This is a genomic window from Altererythrobacter sp. CAU 1778, from assembly GCF_054482795.1.
Genome location: NZ_JBTLRP010000001.1, coordinates 865,098 through 883,632 on the forward strand (window position 1 = coordinate 865,098; position 18,535 = coordinate 883,632).

The 18,535-nt window shown below is 66.4% G+C and carries 18 protein-coding genes; 11 read left to right on the forward strand and 7 right to left on the reverse strand.

The genetic code is table 11. The features are described 5' to 3' along the window. Window positions 1–21: 21 nt before the first annotated feature. Window positions 22–474: a preQ(1) synthase gene (gene queF, locus ACXYN8_RS03865; RefSeq protein WP_458887993.1), complete on the forward strand. Its 453-nt coding sequence runs from the start codon at window positions 22–24 to the stop codon at window positions 472–474. On the opposite strand, the gene ACXYN8_RS03870 is transcribed toward queF, so the two are convergent. Genes ACXYN8_RS03870 through ACXYN8_RS03885 form a run of 4 tightly spaced genes read right to left on the reverse strand, consistent with a single transcriptional unit; the run spans window position 456 to window position 4,352 of the window. After that, window positions 456–1,733, reverse strand: coding sequence for an O-antigen ligase family protein (locus ACXYN8_RS03870; RefSeq protein ID WP_458887994.1), 1,278 nt, complete (start codon window positions 1,731–1,733; stop codon window positions 456–458). The two genes, queF and ACXYN8_RS03870, sit on opposite strands and share 19 nt — an antisense overlap. After that, window positions 1,730–2,563: a glycosyltransferase family 2 protein gene (locus ACXYN8_RS03875; protein WP_458887995.1), complete on the reverse strand. Its 834-nt coding sequence runs from the start codon at window positions 2,561–2,563 to the stop codon at window positions 1,730–1,732. The genes ACXYN8_RS03870 and ACXYN8_RS03875 overlap by 4 nt, the downstream gene beginning before the upstream one ends. Next, window positions 2,560–3,255 (reverse strand): sulfotransferase family 2 domain-containing protein, encoded by a 696-nt coding sequence (locus ACXYN8_RS03880; protein ID WP_458887996.1) that lies wholly within the window; start codon window positions 3,253–3,255, stop codon window positions 2,560–2,562. Before ACXYN8_RS03880 ends, ACXYN8_RS03875 begins: the two co-directional genes overlap by 4 nt. Further along, a complete protein-coding gene (locus ACXYN8_RS03885; protein WP_458888901.1) occupies window positions 3,252–4,352 on the reverse strand; it encodes a glycosyltransferase family 17 protein in 1,101 nt (366 codons plus the stop codon). The genes ACXYN8_RS03880 and ACXYN8_RS03885 overlap by 4 nt, the downstream gene beginning before the upstream one ends. On the opposite strand from ACXYN8_RS03885, the gene ACXYN8_RS03890 reads away from it, so the two are divergent. Genes ACXYN8_RS03890 through ACXYN8_RS03915 form a run of 6 tightly spaced genes read left to right on the forward strand, consistent with a single transcriptional unit; the run spans window position 4,254 to window position 11,464 of the window. Further along, window positions 4,254–5,582, forward strand: a complete 1,329-nt coding sequence (locus ACXYN8_RS03890; protein WP_458887997.1) for an O-antigen ligase family protein — start codon at window positions 4,254–4,256, stop codon at window positions 5,580–5,582. The two genes, ACXYN8_RS03885 and ACXYN8_RS03890, sit on opposite strands and share 99 nt — an antisense overlap. After that, window positions 5,579–6,271 (forward strand): polysaccharide biosynthesis/export family protein, encoded by a 693-nt coding sequence (locus ACXYN8_RS03895; protein WP_458887998.1) that lies wholly within the window; start codon window positions 5,579–5,581, stop codon window positions 6,269–6,271. The genes ACXYN8_RS03890 and ACXYN8_RS03895 overlap by 4 nt, the downstream gene beginning before the upstream one ends. Before the next feature lie 4 nt (window positions 6,272–6,275). Next, on the forward strand, window positions 6,276–8,396 hold the full coding sequence (locus tag ACXYN8_RS03900) for a GumC family protein (RefSeq protein WP_458887999.1): 2,121 nt from the start codon (window positions 6,276–6,278) through the stop codon (window positions 8,394–8,396). Further along, window positions 8,389–9,048, forward strand: a complete 660-nt coding sequence (locus ACXYN8_RS03905; RefSeq protein ID WP_458888000.1) for a hypothetical protein — start codon at window positions 8,389–8,391, stop codon at window positions 9,046–9,048. Before ACXYN8_RS03900 ends, ACXYN8_RS03905 begins: the two co-directional genes overlap by 8 nt. Next, window positions 9,045–10,226 (forward strand): glycosyltransferase, encoded by a 1,182-nt coding sequence (locus ACXYN8_RS03910; RefSeq protein ID WP_458888001.1) that lies wholly within the window; start codon window positions 9,045–9,047, stop codon window positions 10,224–10,226. The genes ACXYN8_RS03905 and ACXYN8_RS03910 overlap by 4 nt, the downstream gene beginning before the upstream one ends. Continuing rightward, complete coding sequence (locus ACXYN8_RS03915; RefSeq protein ID WP_458888002.1) at window positions 10,223–11,464, forward strand: lipopolysaccharide biosynthesis protein; 1,242 nt, start codon at window positions 10,223–10,225, stop codon at window positions 11,462–11,464. Before ACXYN8_RS03910 ends, ACXYN8_RS03915 begins: the two co-directional genes overlap by 4 nt. Here ACXYN8_RS03915 and ACXYN8_RS03920 read toward each other — a convergent pair. Next, window positions 11,461–12,213: a WecB/TagA/CpsF family glycosyltransferase gene (locus ACXYN8_RS03920; RefSeq protein ID WP_458888003.1), complete on the reverse strand. Its 753-nt coding sequence runs from the start codon at window positions 12,211–12,213 to the stop codon at window positions 11,461–11,463. The genes ACXYN8_RS03915 and ACXYN8_RS03920 overlap by 4 nt on opposite strands. 82 nt (window positions 12,214–12,295) lie before the next feature. Here ACXYN8_RS03920 and gmd point away from each other — a divergent pair, with 82 nt between their 5' ends. The 4 genes from gmd to ACXYN8_RS03940 all read left to right on the forward strand — a co-directional run bounded on the left by gmd (window position 12,296) and on the right by ACXYN8_RS03940 (window position 16,606). Next, on the forward strand, window positions 12,296–13,366 hold the full coding sequence (gene gmd, locus ACXYN8_RS03925; protein ID WP_458888902.1) for a GDP-mannose 4,6-dehydratase: 1,071 nt from the start codon (window positions 12,296–12,298) through the stop codon (window positions 13,364–13,366). Continuing rightward, complete coding sequence (locus tag ACXYN8_RS03930) at window positions 13,366–14,331, forward strand: GDP-L-fucose synthase family protein (RefSeq protein ID WP_458888004.1); 966 nt, start codon at window positions 13,366–13,368, stop codon at window positions 14,329–14,331. The genes gmd and ACXYN8_RS03930 overlap by 1 nt, the downstream gene beginning before the upstream one ends. A gap of 71 nt (window positions 14,332–14,402) precedes the next feature. Further along, window positions 14,403–14,849 (forward strand): hypothetical protein, encoded by a 447-nt coding sequence (locus ACXYN8_RS03935; protein WP_458888005.1) that lies wholly within the window; start codon window positions 14,403–14,405, stop codon window positions 14,847–14,849. Further along, a complete protein-coding gene (locus tag ACXYN8_RS03940) occupies window positions 14,846–16,606 on the forward strand; it encodes a pectate lyase family protein (protein ID WP_458888006.1) in 1,761 nt (586 codons plus the stop codon). The genes ACXYN8_RS03935 and ACXYN8_RS03940 overlap by 4 nt, the downstream gene beginning before the upstream one ends. On the opposite strand, the gene ACXYN8_RS03945 is transcribed toward ACXYN8_RS03940, so the two are convergent. Both ACXYN8_RS03945 and ACXYN8_RS03950 read right to left on the reverse strand, forming a co-directional pair. Beyond that, window positions 16,603–17,043: a hypothetical protein gene (locus ACXYN8_RS03945; RefSeq protein ID WP_458888007.1), complete on the reverse strand. Its 441-nt coding sequence runs from the start codon at window positions 17,041–17,043 to the stop codon at window positions 16,603–16,605. The genes ACXYN8_RS03940 and ACXYN8_RS03945 overlap by 4 nt on opposite strands. Beyond that, window positions 17,043–18,434, reverse strand: a complete 1,392-nt coding sequence (locus tag ACXYN8_RS03950) for a sugar transferase (protein ID WP_458888008.1) — start codon at window positions 18,432–18,434, stop codon at window positions 17,043–17,045. The genes ACXYN8_RS03945 and ACXYN8_RS03950 overlap by 1 nt, the downstream gene beginning before the upstream one ends. Window positions 18,435–18,535 lie beyond the last annotated feature (101 nt).

An 18,535-nucleotide genomic window follows, 5' to 3' on the forward strand; every position in this document is an offset into this window, starting at 1 on the left:
GGCCTGCGGCATGGCGCGCGCATGGCAGACCAACCGATCCACCTCGGCCAGACGAGCGAGCTTCCCGCATCGCCCGAGGCCGCGACTCTCGATTACGTGCCCAACCCGCGCGTCGGCACGCTCTACATGGTGCGCTTCGCCGCGCCGGAGTTCACCTCGCTGTGCCCGGTGACGGGCCAGCCGGACTTCGCGCATCTGGTGATCGATTACGCGCCGGGCGAAACCATCGTGGAGAGCAAGAGCCTAAAGCTTTTCCTCGGCAGTTTCCGTAACCATTGCGGCTTTCACGAAGACGTGACGGTCGGCATCGGGCAGCGCCTGTTCGAAGAAATGAAGCCGCGCTGGCTGCGCATCGGCGGTTACTGGTATCCGCGCGGCGGCATTCCGATCGACGTCTTCTGGCAGAGCGGTGCGCCATCCGAGGCCTTGTGGCTGCCCGATCAGGGCGTAGCGGGTTACCGCGGGCGCGGTTGAGCTTGGGTTTGAGTTCGGGGTTGTGCCTGCGCAGCCAGCGCCCGGCGACGCTCTGCGGGTGAGGGCTGGCTGACGGTTCTGTCGATCCGCAGTGCAGGCTTCGACTGTCGATCCAGCGCAATGCCGCGCGCGAAACCGATGGCGAACGCGACGAACAGCGCGCTGCGGGCGCTTTCGAGGATCGGATTCATCGCGCCCGCCACCAGCACCATGGCAATGGCACCGGCTGCGGGTAGATATTGCCTCGTCCCCCGCGCCTGCGCGAGGGCGCGGTGCATCACCAGCACGAATGCGATCAGCCCCGGCAAGCCCAGCCGCAGTGTCACGTCGAGCAGCGATGAATGGTTCGCAATGCTCAGCGCGCTCGCCGCATCGTATTTGTACACCTTCGCGATCACCGGATCGTTCATGGCCGCCGTCTCGGTGAAACCGCTGCCGAAACCCAACCCGAGTGGGTGGGAAAGGATGCCCGACCACGCCTCGCGCCAAAGGTGCAGGCGCACGAGCGAATTGGTGTCGCCTGCCACCAGCGGATCGAGCCAGCTCGCGCTGTAGATCGCGGTCAGCACGCCAATGCCAAGCAGCACGGCCAGCGTGCGCAGCGTCCAAACGTGCCCGCCAGCCAGCACGAGCGCGATCAGGCTCAGCTGGATGACCGCATTGGAGGCGGCCCCCATGAACACCAGCGGCAGGGCCAACAGGACGACGCGCGCCGCACGGTTCCGGGTGAGGGTGACGACCGCGATGAAGATCGAGAACTGGATGAACAGCGCTGGTGCAAGAACGCCGTAAAGCTGGCCTTCGAGAATGATCGATTCGTCCCGACGCCAGGTCAGCGCAGACCAGAGGCACAGTGTCGCCAGCACCGCAAAGGGCAACAGGCGCGCACGGTCCGCAAAAAGCACGCGTGAGACTTTCGTTAGTCCGGGAATGCAGGCGCAAACGAGCAGCAGTCCGGCCGCCTGCGGAGCGACGGCGTCTCCGCTCCGCAATCGGCCGGGCCACGCGAACCACCCCGTCGTCGACAGCAGGAGGTACAGCAAGACTATGCCAGCAACGGCGAGGTATTCGCCGAACACCAGCTGGCCGAGGCTGGCGCGGCCCTGAGGCAGCAAGTAGATCGCGCTGCCGGCAAAGATCAGCGCGGCATAAAGCGCTGCGCCTATCGCGGGCGGCAGGGCGACGAGAAACAGCAGATAGGCGAGCGCTGCGGCCTGTTCGCAAGGCAGTGCCGGTGCGGGCGCGCGCTGGGCGATCACAGCGAATGCCTGCGCGCCTTGCCGCGCACGCTGCGGTAGATGTTGGCGAGGCCGACCAGCTGACGGTCCGGCAGCACCCTCCCCGCCGCCGCCAGCCCTTGCGATCGCAGCGCGGCGCGCGTCAGCCAGCCGGGCGTATCCATACCGAGCTTGGCGCGCGCCAGCTTCATCTCGCCATAATGCCGCGCGCGCCCTTTCGCGCTGTTGCTCATCCCGCCTGCCGCCATCCGCGCGACGGCCAGGGGCAGGTGGTGAAACCGCGTCTCCTCGTCGCGCGCGGTGCGGAGCAGGAACTCATAATCGCCGGCCGAGCGGAAGTCGGCATCGAACAGGCCGAACAGGTCGAACAGGCTGCTATGGTGCAGCAGGCCGGTGTGGCTGAAGGGAACGTCGCGGTCGGGGTCGAGGCGACCGTTCGGCAAAGGAGCTTCGCCGAAGCGTTCGATCACCGTATCGCCGTCAACGAACAGCGTGGTGCCAAAGGCGAAGCTGCTTTCGCGGTCTGACGCCGGAATCGTGTCCAGCGCTTTCTCCGTTTCGGCCAGCGTCCCGGTCCCGGAGAGAACGTCGTCCGCGCCGAGGAACATCAGCCACTCGCCCCGCGCCGCCGGGATGACCTGGTTCCAGGCGTCATAGACCCCGCCGTCCGGCCCGCTGCGACAATGCGCCAACGTCAGCGGATGTGCGCGCGCAATATCGAGCGTCCCGTCGCTCGATCCGCCATCGCTCAGCAGGACTTCGAAGGCCGCGCCGCGCTGTGCGTGCAGGCTGTCGAGACACCTTTCCAGCGTAGCCGCGCTGTTCATCGTGGCGATGATTACGGAGATCATGACGGTGTCCCTGCCAGATCGCGCAGCATCGCTATGTCGCTGGCGTAGGCGCGCGCGATCGCCGCCTGAAACGCGGGGTATTCCATCGCGTTGCTCGCGATCGGGGTGGAGGTGTTGAGGCGCGTTATCTCCGGCAGCGGTGCGTGCTCCTGCAAACGCTCCCAATCGCGGGCGAGCATTTCGATGCGTCCCACGAAATGACGGGGTGCGGAAGTGACGGCGCGAAGGACGGGCGCTTGTGCCGCGATGTGCCGGTCGCGCAGTCGGTCGGGAATATCGGCCACCGCTTCCGCAAATGCGACCAGCGACGCGTCCTGTGCGGAGGCTCCGGCGCAAAGCCGGAATATCGCCTGCTGCGCCCGCGTCGCGAAGATTCCGCCGCCACCTACGATCTTGTCGGCATGGCAGCTCGCCAGTCGCCGCGCCGGTTCCCGCGCGAAGGTGAACCACAGGTAGTTGTCGAGCTGTCCGGGTCGCCGCCTCGTCATGCGCATTGCGACCTGGCGGTGAAACTCGTCGAGGCCCAGATTGCCGTAGGACAGGTCCGGCAGAAGAGCCTGCTTGATCGCGGTGCACCCCGCCTTGGCAATGGGCACATAAACCAGCTTCATTTCATGGCTGACGAGATACTCGATCGGATCGATCCGCCCGTAACGCAGCAGGTTCCGCGCGTAGAGGGTGGACAGCCTCACAGCACCACTTCCGCCAATTCGCCGCGCATTTCGGCGACCGATTGCAGCGGCGGTTGTTGCGCGAAGCTGCGGATTTCCAGCTCGTGTCCGGGGAAGATGGACTCGCCCGCCTTCACGCAAGCCCGCAGCCGCGCTTCGTTCAGCGAACCGTCGGCGTTCACGAGATCCGCGCGATGTTCGTCGAAGCTGTGAGCATAGGAGCGGATCTTGGCGAGCGCCGCCTCCTCCCCGCCTAGCCAGCTGTGATGGAAGCCGCAGAACCCCTCGACCAGCGGAACCTTGCCGATCAACCGGCCGCGTTCGCCCAGCTGGCGCAGGCTATCGGAGGTCTCGCGCATTGCGCGAAAGTATGCTCCGGTCATCACGAAGACGCGGTGCGCGTAATCCGGCGGGGAGCCGGGCCAGACCGCATCCCAGTTGCGCGAATAGAGATTGAGGTAGAACAGCGTGTGATGCAGCCGCACGCTGACCACGCCATGCTTGCGGGCGGCGGAGATGACTTCGCCGGCGCGGCGGGCGTCGATGATTTCGTCGACATCGCTCAGCACCACGATGTCGGCGTCAGCCACGTCGGCAAGCGCCTGGTGGACGAAATTGCGCTGTCTCGCTTCGTTCTGCCTGGCACGCTTGCGCTTTCGCCAGAATGGGAAGCGGCGGCTCGGCCCCCAGGCGTATGCTGCTTCGAATTGCCCTTCGGCCTCGAAAGTAACGGGATGCAGCAATGCGTCCTGCGGCAGCCCGACCAATGGACGCGGAGCGTTACGGAAGGTGCGGGTTGCCTGGCACAGAGTGAGCCGGTCGACCCATCGCGCAGCTTCCCGCCGCTTGATTTCAAGCGCGGCGCCTTCGTTGTGAAACAGGCAGAATTCGTGAACCGCCATGCGCGTTTTTCTGTCTGACCCCCGACCCTTGCGGGCCATTATGGCGCAAGCGCGCGCGCGGTCCAGCGCAAAAGCCTGCGGATTTCCATGAGCGCGCGGGTGCGGTAAGTGCGCCGCATGGTGCGGGGGGAAACACTGGCGGAACGAAGGGCAGGCTGGCTCACGGCCTGCTTCGTCGACGTGTGCATCGTGCTCGGTGGTGGCGGAACGCCCAATGCAGCGACGGAAATAGCGTTGGAAACGCTCGCGGGGCTCTTCGCCACTCTGTGGCTGTGGAACGCCCGGACGCGGGTAGACCGCAAGATAGCTTTGCTGGCCCTGTGCGTCGTGATCGTGCCGCTGTTGCAGATATTGCCGCTTCCTGCCGCTGTATGGCAGGCCTTGCCGGGCCGTGCGGCTGTCGAGAAGGGTCTGGCGCTATCAGGGGAGGCAAATTCTTGGCGTGCAGCCACGCTGTCTCCCGGCGCGACTATGGCATCGCTCCTGTCTCTCGGACCACCGCTTCTGGCAATGGTGATGGTCGCCAGCCTGGGCGGGCTGGGGCGTCGCCGTGTCCTGTGGGCCATCGCCGCAACGGGTCTGGCCGCGAGTTTGCTCGGCGCGTGGCAATTGTCGAGTGGCGATGCGGCGCCGCGCTTTTATCCGCAAACCCACACGGGCGTCGTTACTGCGAATTTCGCCAATCGTAATGCCGCCGCGGACTTGCTGCTGATTGCCATGGTGGCAGCGGCCTGCGCGGCGCGAAGCATCGCTCCGGAACGCAAACCGCTGGTCTGGCTTTTGCTGGGCCTGATGGCGGCGGCAGTCTTCTTCACCGCTTCGCGCGCGGGGATCGTGCTGATCTTGCCGGTCCTGGCAGGATGCTGGATCATGCTGCGAACGAGCGGGAGCAGGCGAGCATGGCGCTGGATCGCGGCTGCAGGTGGGCTCGGCCTGCTCACGGCGCTGATTGCCAGCCTGCGCGCCCGCGAGGTCTTCGCGCGCTTCGTGTTCGGCAGCGACGCGCGCATGGGTTTGTGGCGCGATGCTTGGGAAGCGCTGGCGAGCTACTGGCCTGCCGGGTCGGGAATGGGGACAGGCCGGCTGGTGCTCGAATGGTTCGAGCGGATCGAGGCACTGGATCCCACCGTGCCCAACCGCGTCCATAACGACTGGCTGGAATTCCTTCTTGAAGCGGGGGCGCCCGGCGTCGCGGTCCTCGTCGTCTGTGCCGTTTTGCTGGCCGCGATATTGCGCGCGGCGTGGCGCGACAGGGAAGGCGCGGGCGTGTATATTCCGTTTGCGGGCTTGACCTTGGCTGTGCTCGCCGCGCATTCCCTCGTCGACTATCCCCTGCGCGCAATGGCGCTGGCGGTTCTAGCAGGCGTTGCGGCGGGATCAGTGGCGCGATTGCCGGAAGCGAACGGCAGCGGCGGGGATGGCAGGTCGCGGAGGGCAAGCGAGTGAGGCGAAGGAACGTCCGGTCGGGCATGGTGGCGGTGCTGGCGCTGATCGCCGGCGCGTGTCAGCCAACGCTCGACCCGGTGGTGCCGGCGGGCGATGCTGCCTATGCCGCGATCGCAGCGCCTGCCGCTCCGACCGGAGCCTACCCACTTGGCCCCGGCGACGTCGTTAGCATCAGCGTATTTCAGGAACCGGACCTGTCGCAGGAAAATGCGCGCATCGATCCGGCCGGGAATATCGCCCTGCCGCTGATTGGCACGATCGCGGCGGCGGGCCTCGACCCGCAGGAACTCGCCATGCGGATCGAGGCGGCCTACGGCGCACGCTACCTCCGCAACCCGCGCGTCTCCGTGCGGCTGGACGAGGCGGCGAGGCGCACGCTGGCGGTGGAAGGCGAAGTCGAGCTGCCCGGCGTGTTCGAGATTCAGCCGGGTTACACGCTGCTCACCGCGCTGGCACTTGCGCGCAGCCCGACAAACACCGCCGAGCTGGACGAGGTGGTGATCTTCCGCACCGTAGACGGCCAGCGCACCGGTGGGCTGTTCGACGTCACGGCGATCCGTTCCGGCAAGGCACCCGATCCGCAGGTTCTGCCGGGCGACGTCGTGGTGGTCGGCTTCAGCGCGCTGCGCGGCGGCTATCGCGACATCCTTCAGGCCGCGCCGCTTTTCAACGTGTTCACGCAGTTCTGAGACTATGGAGAGCGCTGCGGCAACCATCGATCCCTACGCACCGCGCCCCGGCGCGACAGGGGCGATGCTGCGCCACGTCGCGCAGCTGCTCGCGCGCAACATCTGGCTGATCGCGGCCATCATCGCGGCTGCGCTGGCAATCGGCGTGGTCGCCACGATGCTGACCACGCCGCAATACGCCGCCGATGCCGCTATCCAGATCGAGGACGAGCGTGACACCGTGCTCGGCAATGCGGTGGACGGATTGCAGGACCCTACGCCGGACTGGGACGTCGATCGGCTCATCAACACGCAGCTCGAAGTGCTGCGAAGCCGCGAGCTGGCGCGCCGCGTGGCAAGGAAACTGAAGCTCGACCGCCGCGCCGATTTCGCCGATGCCGTGTCGGCGTCGACTGCGCTGGGGGAACCTGCTGCCATTGCCGCGCTGCGAGCGCACCAGACGCTGGAGATGCCGGATAATTCGCGCATCGTGCGGATCGGTTTCTCGACCGCGCGCGCGGATATTAGCGCGGAACTTGCCAATGCCTATGCCGAAGAACTGATCGCGGCGAACCTGCGCCGCCGGTTCGATTCCACTACATATGCGCGCAGCTTCGTGGCGGAGCAGATGGAGGAAGCGCGCGCGCGGCTCGAAGGTTCGGAGCGGGCGCTCAACGATTACGCGCGCGGCGCAGGCCTTATCCGTCCAGCCGGGGAAATCGGCAGCGGCAGCGTGACGGGAGAAAGCCTCGCGCAGCTTAACGAGGCCGCAAACCGCGCAGAGGCCGACCGGATCGCTGCCGAAAGCCGTTGGCAGGCGGAACGCAATGCGCCGCTGCTGTCCTCGCGCGCGGCACAGGCCAGCCCCGCGGTGCAGCAACTCGTGGCCCGACAGGCCGAACTGGAAACGCAGCTGCAATCCGCGCGCGAACGGTATCTCCCCGACCATCCGACCGTGCAGCGACTGGAAACAGAACTCGCGACCACCCGCTCCGCCATTACGCGTAATGCCCGCACCGCGCGCGCCGGTGTGCAGGCAGAGTATATCGCCGCACGCGATGCGGAGCGCCAACTGGCCGAGCGCGTATCGCAGTTGCGCGGAGAAACCCTGGCGGAACAGGACCGCTCGGTGCGCTACAACACGCTCGCTCGCGAAGCAGACACCAACCGCCAGCTCTATCAGGGCTTGCTGGAGCGTTATCGCGGGCTCAACGCCGCTTCCGGCATCGCAGCGAGCAATATCGCGATTATCGACCGGGCGGAGCCGCCCGAGGCGCCCTACACGCCGAACCTGCTGCGCAATCTGCTGATGGCGCTGGCGGTGGGACTGGGCTTCGCCGCGCTGGCGGTGTTCCTGCGCGACCAGCTCGACGATACGATCCGCCTGCCCGAAGATGTCGAGGACAAGACGGGCCTGCCGCTGCTTGGCGTGGTGCCGGTTGCTGCGGGGGGCGATCCGCTGGCAGAGATGGCAGAGGAGACTTCGGGCTTGGCCGAGGCGTACAACGCCCTTCGGGGCTCACTGATGTTCGCCAGTGCGGAAGGGCATCCTCCCATCCTGCTCGTCACCAGTTCGCAGCCGGGCGAGGGCAAGAGCGTGACCAGCGCCGCGCTCGCGACGGCGCTTGCCAAGCTGGGCAGGAAAACGTTGCTGGTCGATGCCGACCTGCGCCGTCCCGGGGTCCACCGCGCCTTCGGGATGGACAATTCGGCTGGCCTGTCGAGCGTGCTTGTCGATGCCAGTCCGCTGGAGCAGGCGGTTCGCGCCAGCGCGCAGCCGAACCTGTCCGTCCTCACCTCCGGCCCCGTGCCGCCCGATCCGACGCGGCTGATCGGCGGTCCGCGCATGGCCGCGCTGCTGGAGCAGTTGTCCGCGCAGTATGACGCGGTGGTGCTGGACAGTTCGCCGGTGCTGGGTCTTGCCGATGCGCCGATGCTGGCCTCCATCAGCGACGCGGTCCTGTTCGTGATCGAAGCCGACCGGGGACGCAGTGGCAGCCTCAAGACGGCGCTGCGCCGGTTGCGCGCTGCCAATGCGGAGATCGCGGGCGCGGTATTGACCAAGTTCGACCCGGCGCGCGCGGGTAACCGTTATTCGAGCTATTCGGGCGAGAACTATTATCGCTACGGTTCGGCCGATGCTTAAGCTGGCGGCCACGGCGCTCGCAATGGCCTATGCGGGGGCCGCATTGCTGATGGGGCAACCGCGCCTGAACGACCCGGCGAGCGAGGCGCGTGCCGCGCTGGTGCTGGGCGATCCCGCTGTCGCGCAAGTCGCCGCGAGCCGTCTGGTGGCAGCCGAGCCGATGAACGGCCAAAGGCTCGGCCTGCTCGGTGCGGCCCGCCTGGCGAGCGGGGATGCGGCGGGTGCCGATGCGGCCTACCGCGCCAGCGCAGAGGCAGGCTGGCGGGATGCCGGAACGCAGGCCTACTGGCTTTCGCGCGCGCAGGACCGGGGCGACTGGCGTCAGGCGGCGCTGCGCCTCGACGCGCTGCTTCGCACCGATCCGCAGATGAAAAATATGCAGAACCTCCTCGCACCCTTCGAGGCGAGCGTGGAAGGGCGCGAGGCGCTGGCGCAAACCATCGCCCACCCATCGCCATGGCGCGCCCGCTATCTGCGCGCGTTGGGCGAAATCTCCGACGCGCAATTGCTCGCCCGCGCGCAGGTGGTGACGGAGACCGGGCGCGCCTTGGCCTGCGAGGACGTTGCCATGCTGATCGGTCGGCTGGAGGAACGCGGCAGCGCCCCCACGGCCCGAACTCTTCGCGAACGGCACTGCGCCGACCCGGCATGACCGGCGAACCGCCGCGCCGCATCCTGTTCGTCCATAATGCCTACCGCCAACGCGGCGGGGAGGATGCCGTGGTCGAGGCGGAAGCAGAGCTGTTGCGCGGGGCGGGCGTCGACGTGCGGCTGGCGTGTTTCGACAATGCAGCGATCTCGGGCGTGGCAGGCAAGGTCAGCGCGTTCCGCAAAGCTGGCGGCGACAACGCCGTGGCGCGCGATCTCGTGGCGAAGGCGCGGGACCACTGCGCGGATCTTGTCCACATTCACAACTTCTGGCCACTGGTGACGCCCGCCGCGCATATTGCCTTGGCGGAGGCCGGTTTTCCCGTCGTGCAGACCCTGCACAATTACCGCCTGTTGTGCGCCAACGCGATGCTGTTGCGTAATGGCGAACCCTGCCGCGACTGTCTCGACAGGTTGCGGCTGAGCGCCCTGCGCCACCGCTGCTACCGAGGCTCGCTGACCGGGAGTGCCGCTGTCTTGCGGATGCAGAATGCCACGCTCCGCGATCCCCGCTGGGTCGCGAGCGTCACGCGCTTCGTCACCCTGAGCGAATTTGCCCGCGATCTGTTCGTTGGCGAGGGACTTCCCGCCGAGCGCGTGGTGGTGAAGGGCAATGCCGTTTCCGACCCCGGACCGCCTGAAGCGGGCGCCATACGGCAGGGATTGCTCTTCGTCGGTCGGCTTTCGCCGGAAAAGGGCGTCGATCTGTTGTGCGAGGCTGCCCGTGCGCACCCGGACTTGCCGATCACGGTTCTGGGCGAAGGGCCGGACCGCGCGCTGCTGGAAGGAATGGCCGCTGCAAATGTCCGCTTTGCCGGAACCGCTACGCCAGAGCAGGTCCGCACCGCCATGCGGGCGGCCCGCTGGCTCATCCTGCCGTCACGCTGGTACGAAGGCTTCCCGATGGTGCTTGCCGAAGCGTTCGCAAACGGCCTGCCTGCCATCGCCGCGCGCATCGGAGGCCTGCCGGAAATCGTGCGCGACGGGCAGACGGGGCTGCTGTTCGAGCCCAATTCCGTCGCTTCGCTGGCCGAAGCGCTGGCAAGGACCCATGACGACAAACTGACGTCCCGGCTCGGTGCCGGGGCGCGGTCGGCCTACGAACTCCACTATTCCGAAACGGCGAATCTCGCCGCCCTTCAGTCCATTTACGCTGCAGCCATGGCCGAGGCGGCGGCATGATGGCGATCCTGCGCCTTGTCGGCTCGCACGGATCGCTGGGTATGTTGCGGGTCGCTGGTGCCGCGCTCGGCTTCGTTGCGACGATCCTTGTCAGCCGCACGCTAGGCCCGGCGCAGGCGGGGCTGCTCTATGGCCTGATGGCATGGGTCTATGCATTGGCGATTCTCGCCCGGTGGGGAGAACGCGACCTCTTGCTGGTGGTGTTGCCCCGACTGGCTGGCCCACGGGGCAGCGAAGTGGCGTCGCGCGCAATCCGAGGGGCAACCCTGCGAGCGGCGCTGGTTTCCCTACCGGCAGGCGTGATCCTCGGCATGACGGTCTACGATGATGCACAGCTGACAGCCGCGGGTTTGCTGGTGTGTCTCGTCGTGACGACGACGCTGCTGCAACTGCTTTCGACCAAGGCGAGCGCGCGCCAAGCTCCGCGGCGGGCCGTGTCATGCGAATTTGCGGCCATGCCGCTCGTTGTCCTCATCTGGTTCGCCGCATCGGAGCCGCGCGATTGGTCGGAAGGCGCATTGGCCTATCTGGCGGGAACGACGCTCGCAGCCGCTGCGATGGCCGCCTCGATGCCGCGTCATTCAACCGCCAGAGCGGTGACGCCCTTGGCCGATCGTCCGGAGCGCGCGCGGGACTTCGCTTTGGCCGAGATCGCGACCTTCGCCAATGCGCAGGCGGTCATGCTCGTGCTCCCCTGGGTGGTGTCGAATGCAGAGGTCGGTTCGTTCAATCTGGCCTTGCGTATTGTCTCGGCAATCGCGCTGCCTGTTTCGACCGTCGTGCTGCTGCTGATGCCGCGGCTGGCGGTGGCACATGGCAATGGCGATTTCGAAGGATGGCGACGGGCGAGACGAGAGGCTGGGTGGCTGATGATTACCGCCGGCATTGTCTTTGTCGGCTTCGTCCTGCTGGCGGGCGAATGGCTGCTATCGCTTGCAGGAAACGACTACGTCGCTGCCACGGGCGAAGTGACGATCATGGGCGTTCTGATGGGGATTGCGATCATGGCGGGGCCGGCTGGCGCGGCGCTGTCCTCCGTCGGAAGGCAGGATATCTATCGCCGGGCGACAGTTTTTGTGGCGTTCGGAAGCGTGATCGCCCTGCTGCCCGTCTGCATAGTCTTCGGCACGCAGGGCGCGGCGTGGCTTACGGGGTTCGCCGTTCTGGCGCAGCGCCTGGCTTGCCTTTGGATGGAGCACCAAACCATCGGACCGGACCTGTTCGAGAGAGCTGGCTAACGCCGCGCGCGGCGCCATTCCTCACGCGCTGCCAGGGCCGCGAACCTGGGGGCGAGCGCGAGGTAGCGATACCACAATCGGCGTGGTTCCTTGCAAAGCCGATAGACACCTTCCAGCGAGGACCGCTGCACCCAGCGTGGCGGTCGCTTCATCAGACCCGCGTGAATATCGAACGCGGCACCGACACCTATCAGCGTGGCGCCGGTCAGGGGCGCGAGGCGGGCCATCAGACGTTCCTGCTTCGGTGTCGAAAGCCCGATCCAAACGGTGTTGGCATCGCTGGCTTTTATCCGCGCGGCGAGTGCATCCAGTTCGTCATCGGTTTCAACCCGGAAGGGCGGCGTCTCGAGACCGACGATCAGCGGATCGGTCGGCAAAGAACGCAGGCGCGTCTCGAGCAATTGCGCGACGCCGCTGCCACCGCCGTACAGGTAATGGCGCAGTTCGGGCCGCGCCATCGCCGCCAGCATCAGGTCCGGCCCGGTCGTCCGCTCCACCGGCAGGCCGCGCCGCTTGCCGATCAGCGCGAGCGGCATTCCGTCTGGCGTCACCATCGCGGCACGGCGGTGGATGTCGAGCAACTCGGCATCCTCCTGCCCCCGCATAACGCCGTGGACATCGCGGATGCACACATAGCGGCCGGTCTCGTCGGAAGCCCAGGTGACGATCGTGTTCAAGGCCGTCTCCGGCGTTACCACCGAAACCGGCACGCCCAGCACGTCGAAGCTCGCGATGTCGGTCCCTGCCATCCATCCGCAATGTCCGCTCCCGCCGCTGCTGACAAGCACCGCGCTGCCCGCTACGCCGTTCGCCAAGGAACAGGGGACGCAAATGGCTCAAGATCGCAGGACCGCGTTGATCACCGGCGTCACCGGGCAGGATGGCGCCTATCTGGCGCGCCTGCTGCTCGACAAGGGATACGAAGTCCACGGTATCAAGCGCCGGTCGTCCAGCTTCAACACGGGGCGGATCGAGGAAATCTACCAGGACCCGCACGATCCCGATCCCCGGCTGATTCTCCACTATGGCGACATGACCGACGCGACCAACCTCATCCGCATCGTTCAGGACGTGCGGCCGGCGGAAATCTACAACCTTGCCGCGCAAAGCCATGTGCACGTCAGTTTCGAAACGCCGGAATATACCGCCAATTCCGACGGCATCGGCACGTTGCGCCTGCTCGAGGCGATCCGCATCCTCGGCCTCGAAAAGCACACGCGCTTCTATCAGGCCTCGACCAGCGAACTTTACGGGCTCGCACAGGAAGTGCCGCAGCGCGAGACCACGCCGTTCTATCCCCGCAGCCCTTACGCCGCGGCAAAGCTCTACGCGTACTGGATCACGGTGAATTACCGCGAGGCCTATGGCATCCACGCCAGCAACGGCATCCTGTTCAACCACGAGAGCCCCCTGCGCGGCGAAACCTTCGTTACGCGCAAGATCACCCGCGCCGCTGCCGCGATCCGGCACGGCAGGCAGGACACGCTCTACATCGGCAATCTCGACGCGCGGCGCGACTGGGGTCATGCCCGCGAATACGTGCGCGGCATGTGGCTGATGCTGCAGCAGGACGAAGGGGACGATTACGTCCTCGCCACTGGCGAAACGACCAGCGTGCGCGATTTCGCCCGCTGGGCGTTCGAGGACGCCGGTATCCCGGTCGAGTTTCGCGGCGCGGGCGTCGAGGAAAAGGGCTTTTGCAAGGCCACGGGGCGCTGCCTGATCGAAGTCGATTCGCGCTACTTCCGCCCGACAGAGGTCGACCTGCTGATCGGGGATCCGGGCAAGGCGAACCAGATACTGGGCTGGCGTCACGAAACGCCGGTGCGCGAACTGGTGCGCGAGATGGTGGAAGCGGATCTGCGCGTAATGCAGGACGCGACCATCGCGAGGGACCACTGATGGCGGCGCTGCCGTTCGAACTGGCGGGCAGGCGGGTCTACGTCGCGGGGGATCGCGGCATGGTGGGCTCTGCCATCGTCCGTCGGCTGGCGCGCGAGGATTGCGAGGTGCTGACCACGCCGCGCTCGCTCGACTTGCGCGAACAGGCCGCAGTGGGCGCATGGTTCGCTGCCGAGAAGCCCGAGGCGGTTTTTCTTGCGGCGGCGCGAGTCGGCGGGATTGCCGCGAACGACGCCCATCCAGCGCAGTTTCTCTACGACAACCTGATGCTCCAGGCGAACGTCATCGAGTCCGCGCGGGCGAGCGGTGTCGCCAAGCTGCTGTTCCTGGGTTCGTCGTGCATCTACCCGCGAGATGCCGACCAGCCGCTGACTGAAGATGCGTTGCTGACCGGCCCGCTGGAGCCGACCAACCAGTGGTACGCGATAGCCAAGATCGCCGGAATCAAGCTGTGCGACGCGTACAGGCGCGAACACGGCTGCGACTTCATCAGCGCCATGCCCACCAACTTATACGGGCCTGGCGATAATTACGATCCGGCGACCAGCCACGTCCTGCCCGCGCTGATCGCGAAGGTCCATGCGGCGAAAGTGGCGGGCGCGGACAGCATCGCTGTCTGGGGCAGCGGCACGCCTTTGCGCGAATTCCTCCACGTCGACGATCTTGCCGACGCCTGCGTGCTGTTGATACGCGAGTTCACGGGCGAGGGACCGGTCAATGTCGGATCGGGGGAGGAAGTGACGATCGCCCATCTCGCTGGGCTTGTCTGCGCGGCAGCAGGTTTCGAGGGCGCAATCCACTTCGATCCGAGCAAGCCGGACGGAACGCCCCGGAAGCTGCTCGACAGCAGTCGCCTAGCGGCTTTGGGCTGGGCACCGCGCATCGCGCTTGCCGAGGGCATTGCCGCAGAGCTTCGCACCTACGCGGAGGGGGCTAACGTTCGCCGGGTCCGCCTCGACGGCTGAACAAATCATTTTCCTACTCGAGCGCGCATGATTAACCGGCGCGGTTCCTTTCCTTTCGAGAGAGCGAACCTATGCCAACAAAATCCCCCATCCAGATGCCCGCCGGTTTCGCCACAGCGACCGCGGTGGGCTTTGCCGACCAGAACGGCGAATTCGTCGTCATTTCCGCCGACAATCCCTTGCCAACCAGCGGCAGCGCCGAACCCGGAGCGAACGGCGCTCCGCCTACACCGCTCGCCGGTACCGCCTCCTCCTCCGCAATCGTCGGGCCTTTCGTGCCGCTGGCCGGCCGGCCGGTGATCCTCACCATTCAGGGCAGCTGGACCGGGGTCGTGCGCCTCATGCGGTCCACCAATGGCGGTGCGACGAAACTGCCGGTCACGCTGGCAGGCGACCCCTGGGCCGTCTTCAGCACCAACATCGCGGAACCCGTCTGGCAGGAGAGCGAGGAGGGTGCCGAGCTCTATCTCCACCTCGAGCCGTCGAGCGGCGCAATGACCTACAGGCTCTCGCAATGAGCGGGCTGGACATGGTCGCGCGCGGCATTGCCCGCCGCGCCGGAGCCGCGCAGCCCGCGCTTTTTACCGCTTATCGTTACCGCAGCGTACCCGACGCGATCGATCGGCTGGATACCTCCGGCTACCATGTCGCGGGGCGGGGCGCAGGCAGCTACGTCGCAGACGCGTTCGCCAGTTCCCTGCTGTTCGAAGGCCATCCGCGCTTCATTTTCCGCACCGGCAACGGGCGCTATTTTCGCCTCTGCGCCGGGCCGGACGGCTTGATCCACGCCGACCAGTGCGGGGCGGTCGGGGATGGCGCCACGCCCTGCGACAACGCGCTGTTCGCCGCGCTGCAATATTGCGAAGCGATCGGTGCCTCGGGCGTACGGCTGGGCAAGGGCACCTACGTTATCGACAATGCGGGTGGTCTTGCCATCGCGCAGGACGGTCTGACCCTGCGCGGCGAAGGCATGGAACGCACCGTGTTGCGGCAGGTGAACCATGCCACGACCAACGGTTGCGCAGTGAAACTGGGAAGTTGCGAGCGGCTGGTCGTGGCCGACATTACCCTGCACGGCACCGACGCCTACGGCACGCTGCATTCCAGCAATGCCGTGGTGCGTCACGCCCGGTTCGAGCGGGTGCGTTTCACCTCGGACGCACGCGAGGCCGGGGATGGACGCTGGTTCAGCTCCACCAACGGCATACGCTGGGTGGTGGAAGGCAGCGCCCGCGCGCAGGATGTGGCTTTTGTCGATTGCGAATTCCGGGGTTGCGGGCGCATGGGCGTCGAGTTCCAGAACCACACGGCGGACGATGTTGCGCGTTATTCGGACATCGCCTTCGTGCGGCCCCGCTTCATCGACATCGGCGGCGCCAATGCCAGCGCTGGGTACAGCGCGGGAATGGGCATATCGCTGTCAGGCTATGGCGAGCAGATCCGCATCGATCAGCCTTATTTCGACAATGTCAGGCAGGTCTGCATCGAACTGGTCGGTCCGTCCCGCGTCGAGGTCCGCGGTGTCCGGGTGCGCTACGACACCTTGGGGGCGGCACTGATCCAGGCGACCAACGGCCGCGCGATGTCCGGCCACGTCATCGACGGGCTGCGATGGGTCGGTCCGGATGGGGCTTCGGTGTTGCAGACGCCCCCGAGCGTGCCCGTTAGCATTCGCCTCGACAACTGGCGCGACGGCGTGCTGCGGGACATCCACCTGACGACGGCAGGCGACAAGGCGGTGCGGCTGGGGGTGAACTATCCGTCGCCGGACAACCTCGTCGAAAACTGCGTGCTGCAGAGCAATGCCAATGTCGTGATCGAGAACTTCAAGTCGCCGCGCAATCGCTATCGCGGCAACCGGATCACCGCGACAGGCAGCGGCGGTGTCAGCCCGGTTGGCGTGTTCGGTGCAGAGAGTGCGAATGTGCTGGTGGACGGCAATGCGCTTGCCGCGCCCAATGCTCCGGCAAGTTGGGCACCGGTCATGCTCACCGGCGGGGCGAGCGTGCGTTATACCGACACCAATACCGGGAAGCGCATCTTCGCCAGCGGTGTGCTGACCATGGCGAGCGGGTCGAAATATGTCGGCGTGGATCACGGCCTCGGCGTCGCTCCGGCGAGCTACGGGATCGCTCCGCTCGGAAATGTCGGGAACACCAACTCGCCGCCGTGGTGCGGGGCGGCGGCCAACGTCATCAATGCCCAGACGAGCCAGAACGTCAGCGCCAATGTGAACTTCGCGTGGTGGGCGCGCGCGGAATTCGGCAACCTTTAACCGGGTGAATCGCCGCGCGGGTCGGATGCGTCATCGCCCGATCCGCCGGCGAACAGCACGATCTGCGCGATTACCGCCGCACCGATCAGATAGGGCACCGGCCCGCTCAGCCAGGCAGCGCCGGCAGCACCTTCGCAACCGATGAAATTGCCCAACTCGTCCAGCAGCGGAACGCCATCCTCATCGGTCAGGACGTGCGGATCGTCGACTTCGCTCTCTCCCCGATAGGCGGGAACGCGCAGTTGGGGATTGGCGATGCGGACGCGATCCCATTCGCGGCACTGGATGTCATCGTCCCTTTCCGCAACTTCGCCATCGTCGACGATTTCCCATGTCGGCGGGGGCAGGGCATCGGCAGGACGTGTCGCCTGCGCCGCCAGAGGCTGCGCGATCATCGTCAGCGACGAAAGTGCGAGAATGACTCTTCCAGTCCGCATCACAGCGCCTTCTCGTGAATGACCACGCGCAGCGTCGCGAACAGGATGGCGATGTCGCGCGAAAGGCTCCACTCGGCGACATATTGCAGATCCGCGCGCAGGCGATCGGTCAGGTCACGTTCGTGATCGGTCGGCCCGCGATGGCCACGCACTTGCGCCAGCCCGGTCATGCCGGGGCGCAGATTATGCCGTGACCAGTAATTGGGGTCGATATCCCAGAAAAGTCGGTCCCCCGCGACCGACTGAGCGGTGTGCGGACGCGGACCGACGATGCTCATGTCGCCGCGCAGGACGTTGAATAGCTGGGGCAGTTCGTCGAGGCTGGTGCGGCGCAGGAAAGCGCCGAACTTGGTCACCTGCATGATCTGTGGGCCGTTCCGCCCGAGCGATTGCACCGCGCTCATCGTGCGGAACTTCAGGATGGTGAAAGGGCGGTTCGCCTTGCCGATGCGCTGCTGCCGGAACATCGGTGCGCCGCCGTCGTCGAGACGGATCGCAATCGCTATCGCGCCCATCAGCGGCAGCGCCGGGATCAGCAGCATGGTTGCGACAAGCAGGTCGAAGCAGCGCTTCAAAGCCCGCGCACGGCGACCCATCGGCCCTGCGTCCACAACGAGCGTCGGGATGTTGCCTGCCCCGTAGCTGCCGATGCCGACCGCGCCCATCTGCGCAATCCGGTCGTCGATGATCTCTGCCCTCACGCCGAGGGAACGCAGCGCCGCTGCCCAAGCCTGGTGGCTGCGCGTCGGGCAAGTCACGACCACGCGGTCGTAGCCCGCAGTTTCCACGGCGAGGCGGCGCATCACTTCGGGATCGTCGAGCTGTTCGACCGCGCCGAGCGCCGCTGCGTGCATCCGCGTGTCGCCGGTCCGGGGGGCCGACGGCCCGCCTGCATCGATCACCAGCGTGCGCAGCAGGGTCTCCCCGAAACGGCGCCGTGCGAGGCGCGACAGGATGGGCCGAGACACAGCCATGGCGCCGCTCGCCAGAATGATCGCGATCGCGAAGGTGCCGCGGCTGAAGTCAGCATTCGCCTTGAGGAAGAATGCCACTAGGTTGAGCATCGCCGCGGCCAGCAGAAGCGCCACCAGCATCCGCCCCACGGCGGAGTGCCAGCGCAGCAATGCAGTGTAGGACCAGCTGCCGTTGATGCCCGCAAGCCCGCAATAGAGCGCGGTCATCAGCATTCCCTGCATCATTGCGCGGCTTTCCAGCCAGATGCCTTCGTATGCCAGTCCGGCAAGCGCGAAGGCGGCGACGATCGCCACGAGGTCCGCGAGGATCATCAGCCCGTTGAGCCACCACCGCGCCAGCGAACGCCGCGCCGCATCTGGCCGCGCGTCGGAGAGCACAGGCACGCTCCGCTCTGCAAGGCCAGTGGTGTTCGGCATGATACGTCTACGCGACCCTTGGCTGTGCCGATCATCGGCGGCTTACGGGCTATTACGTATATCAGCGAAAAGCTTAAAATCTACCGCGCGGGTTTACCTTG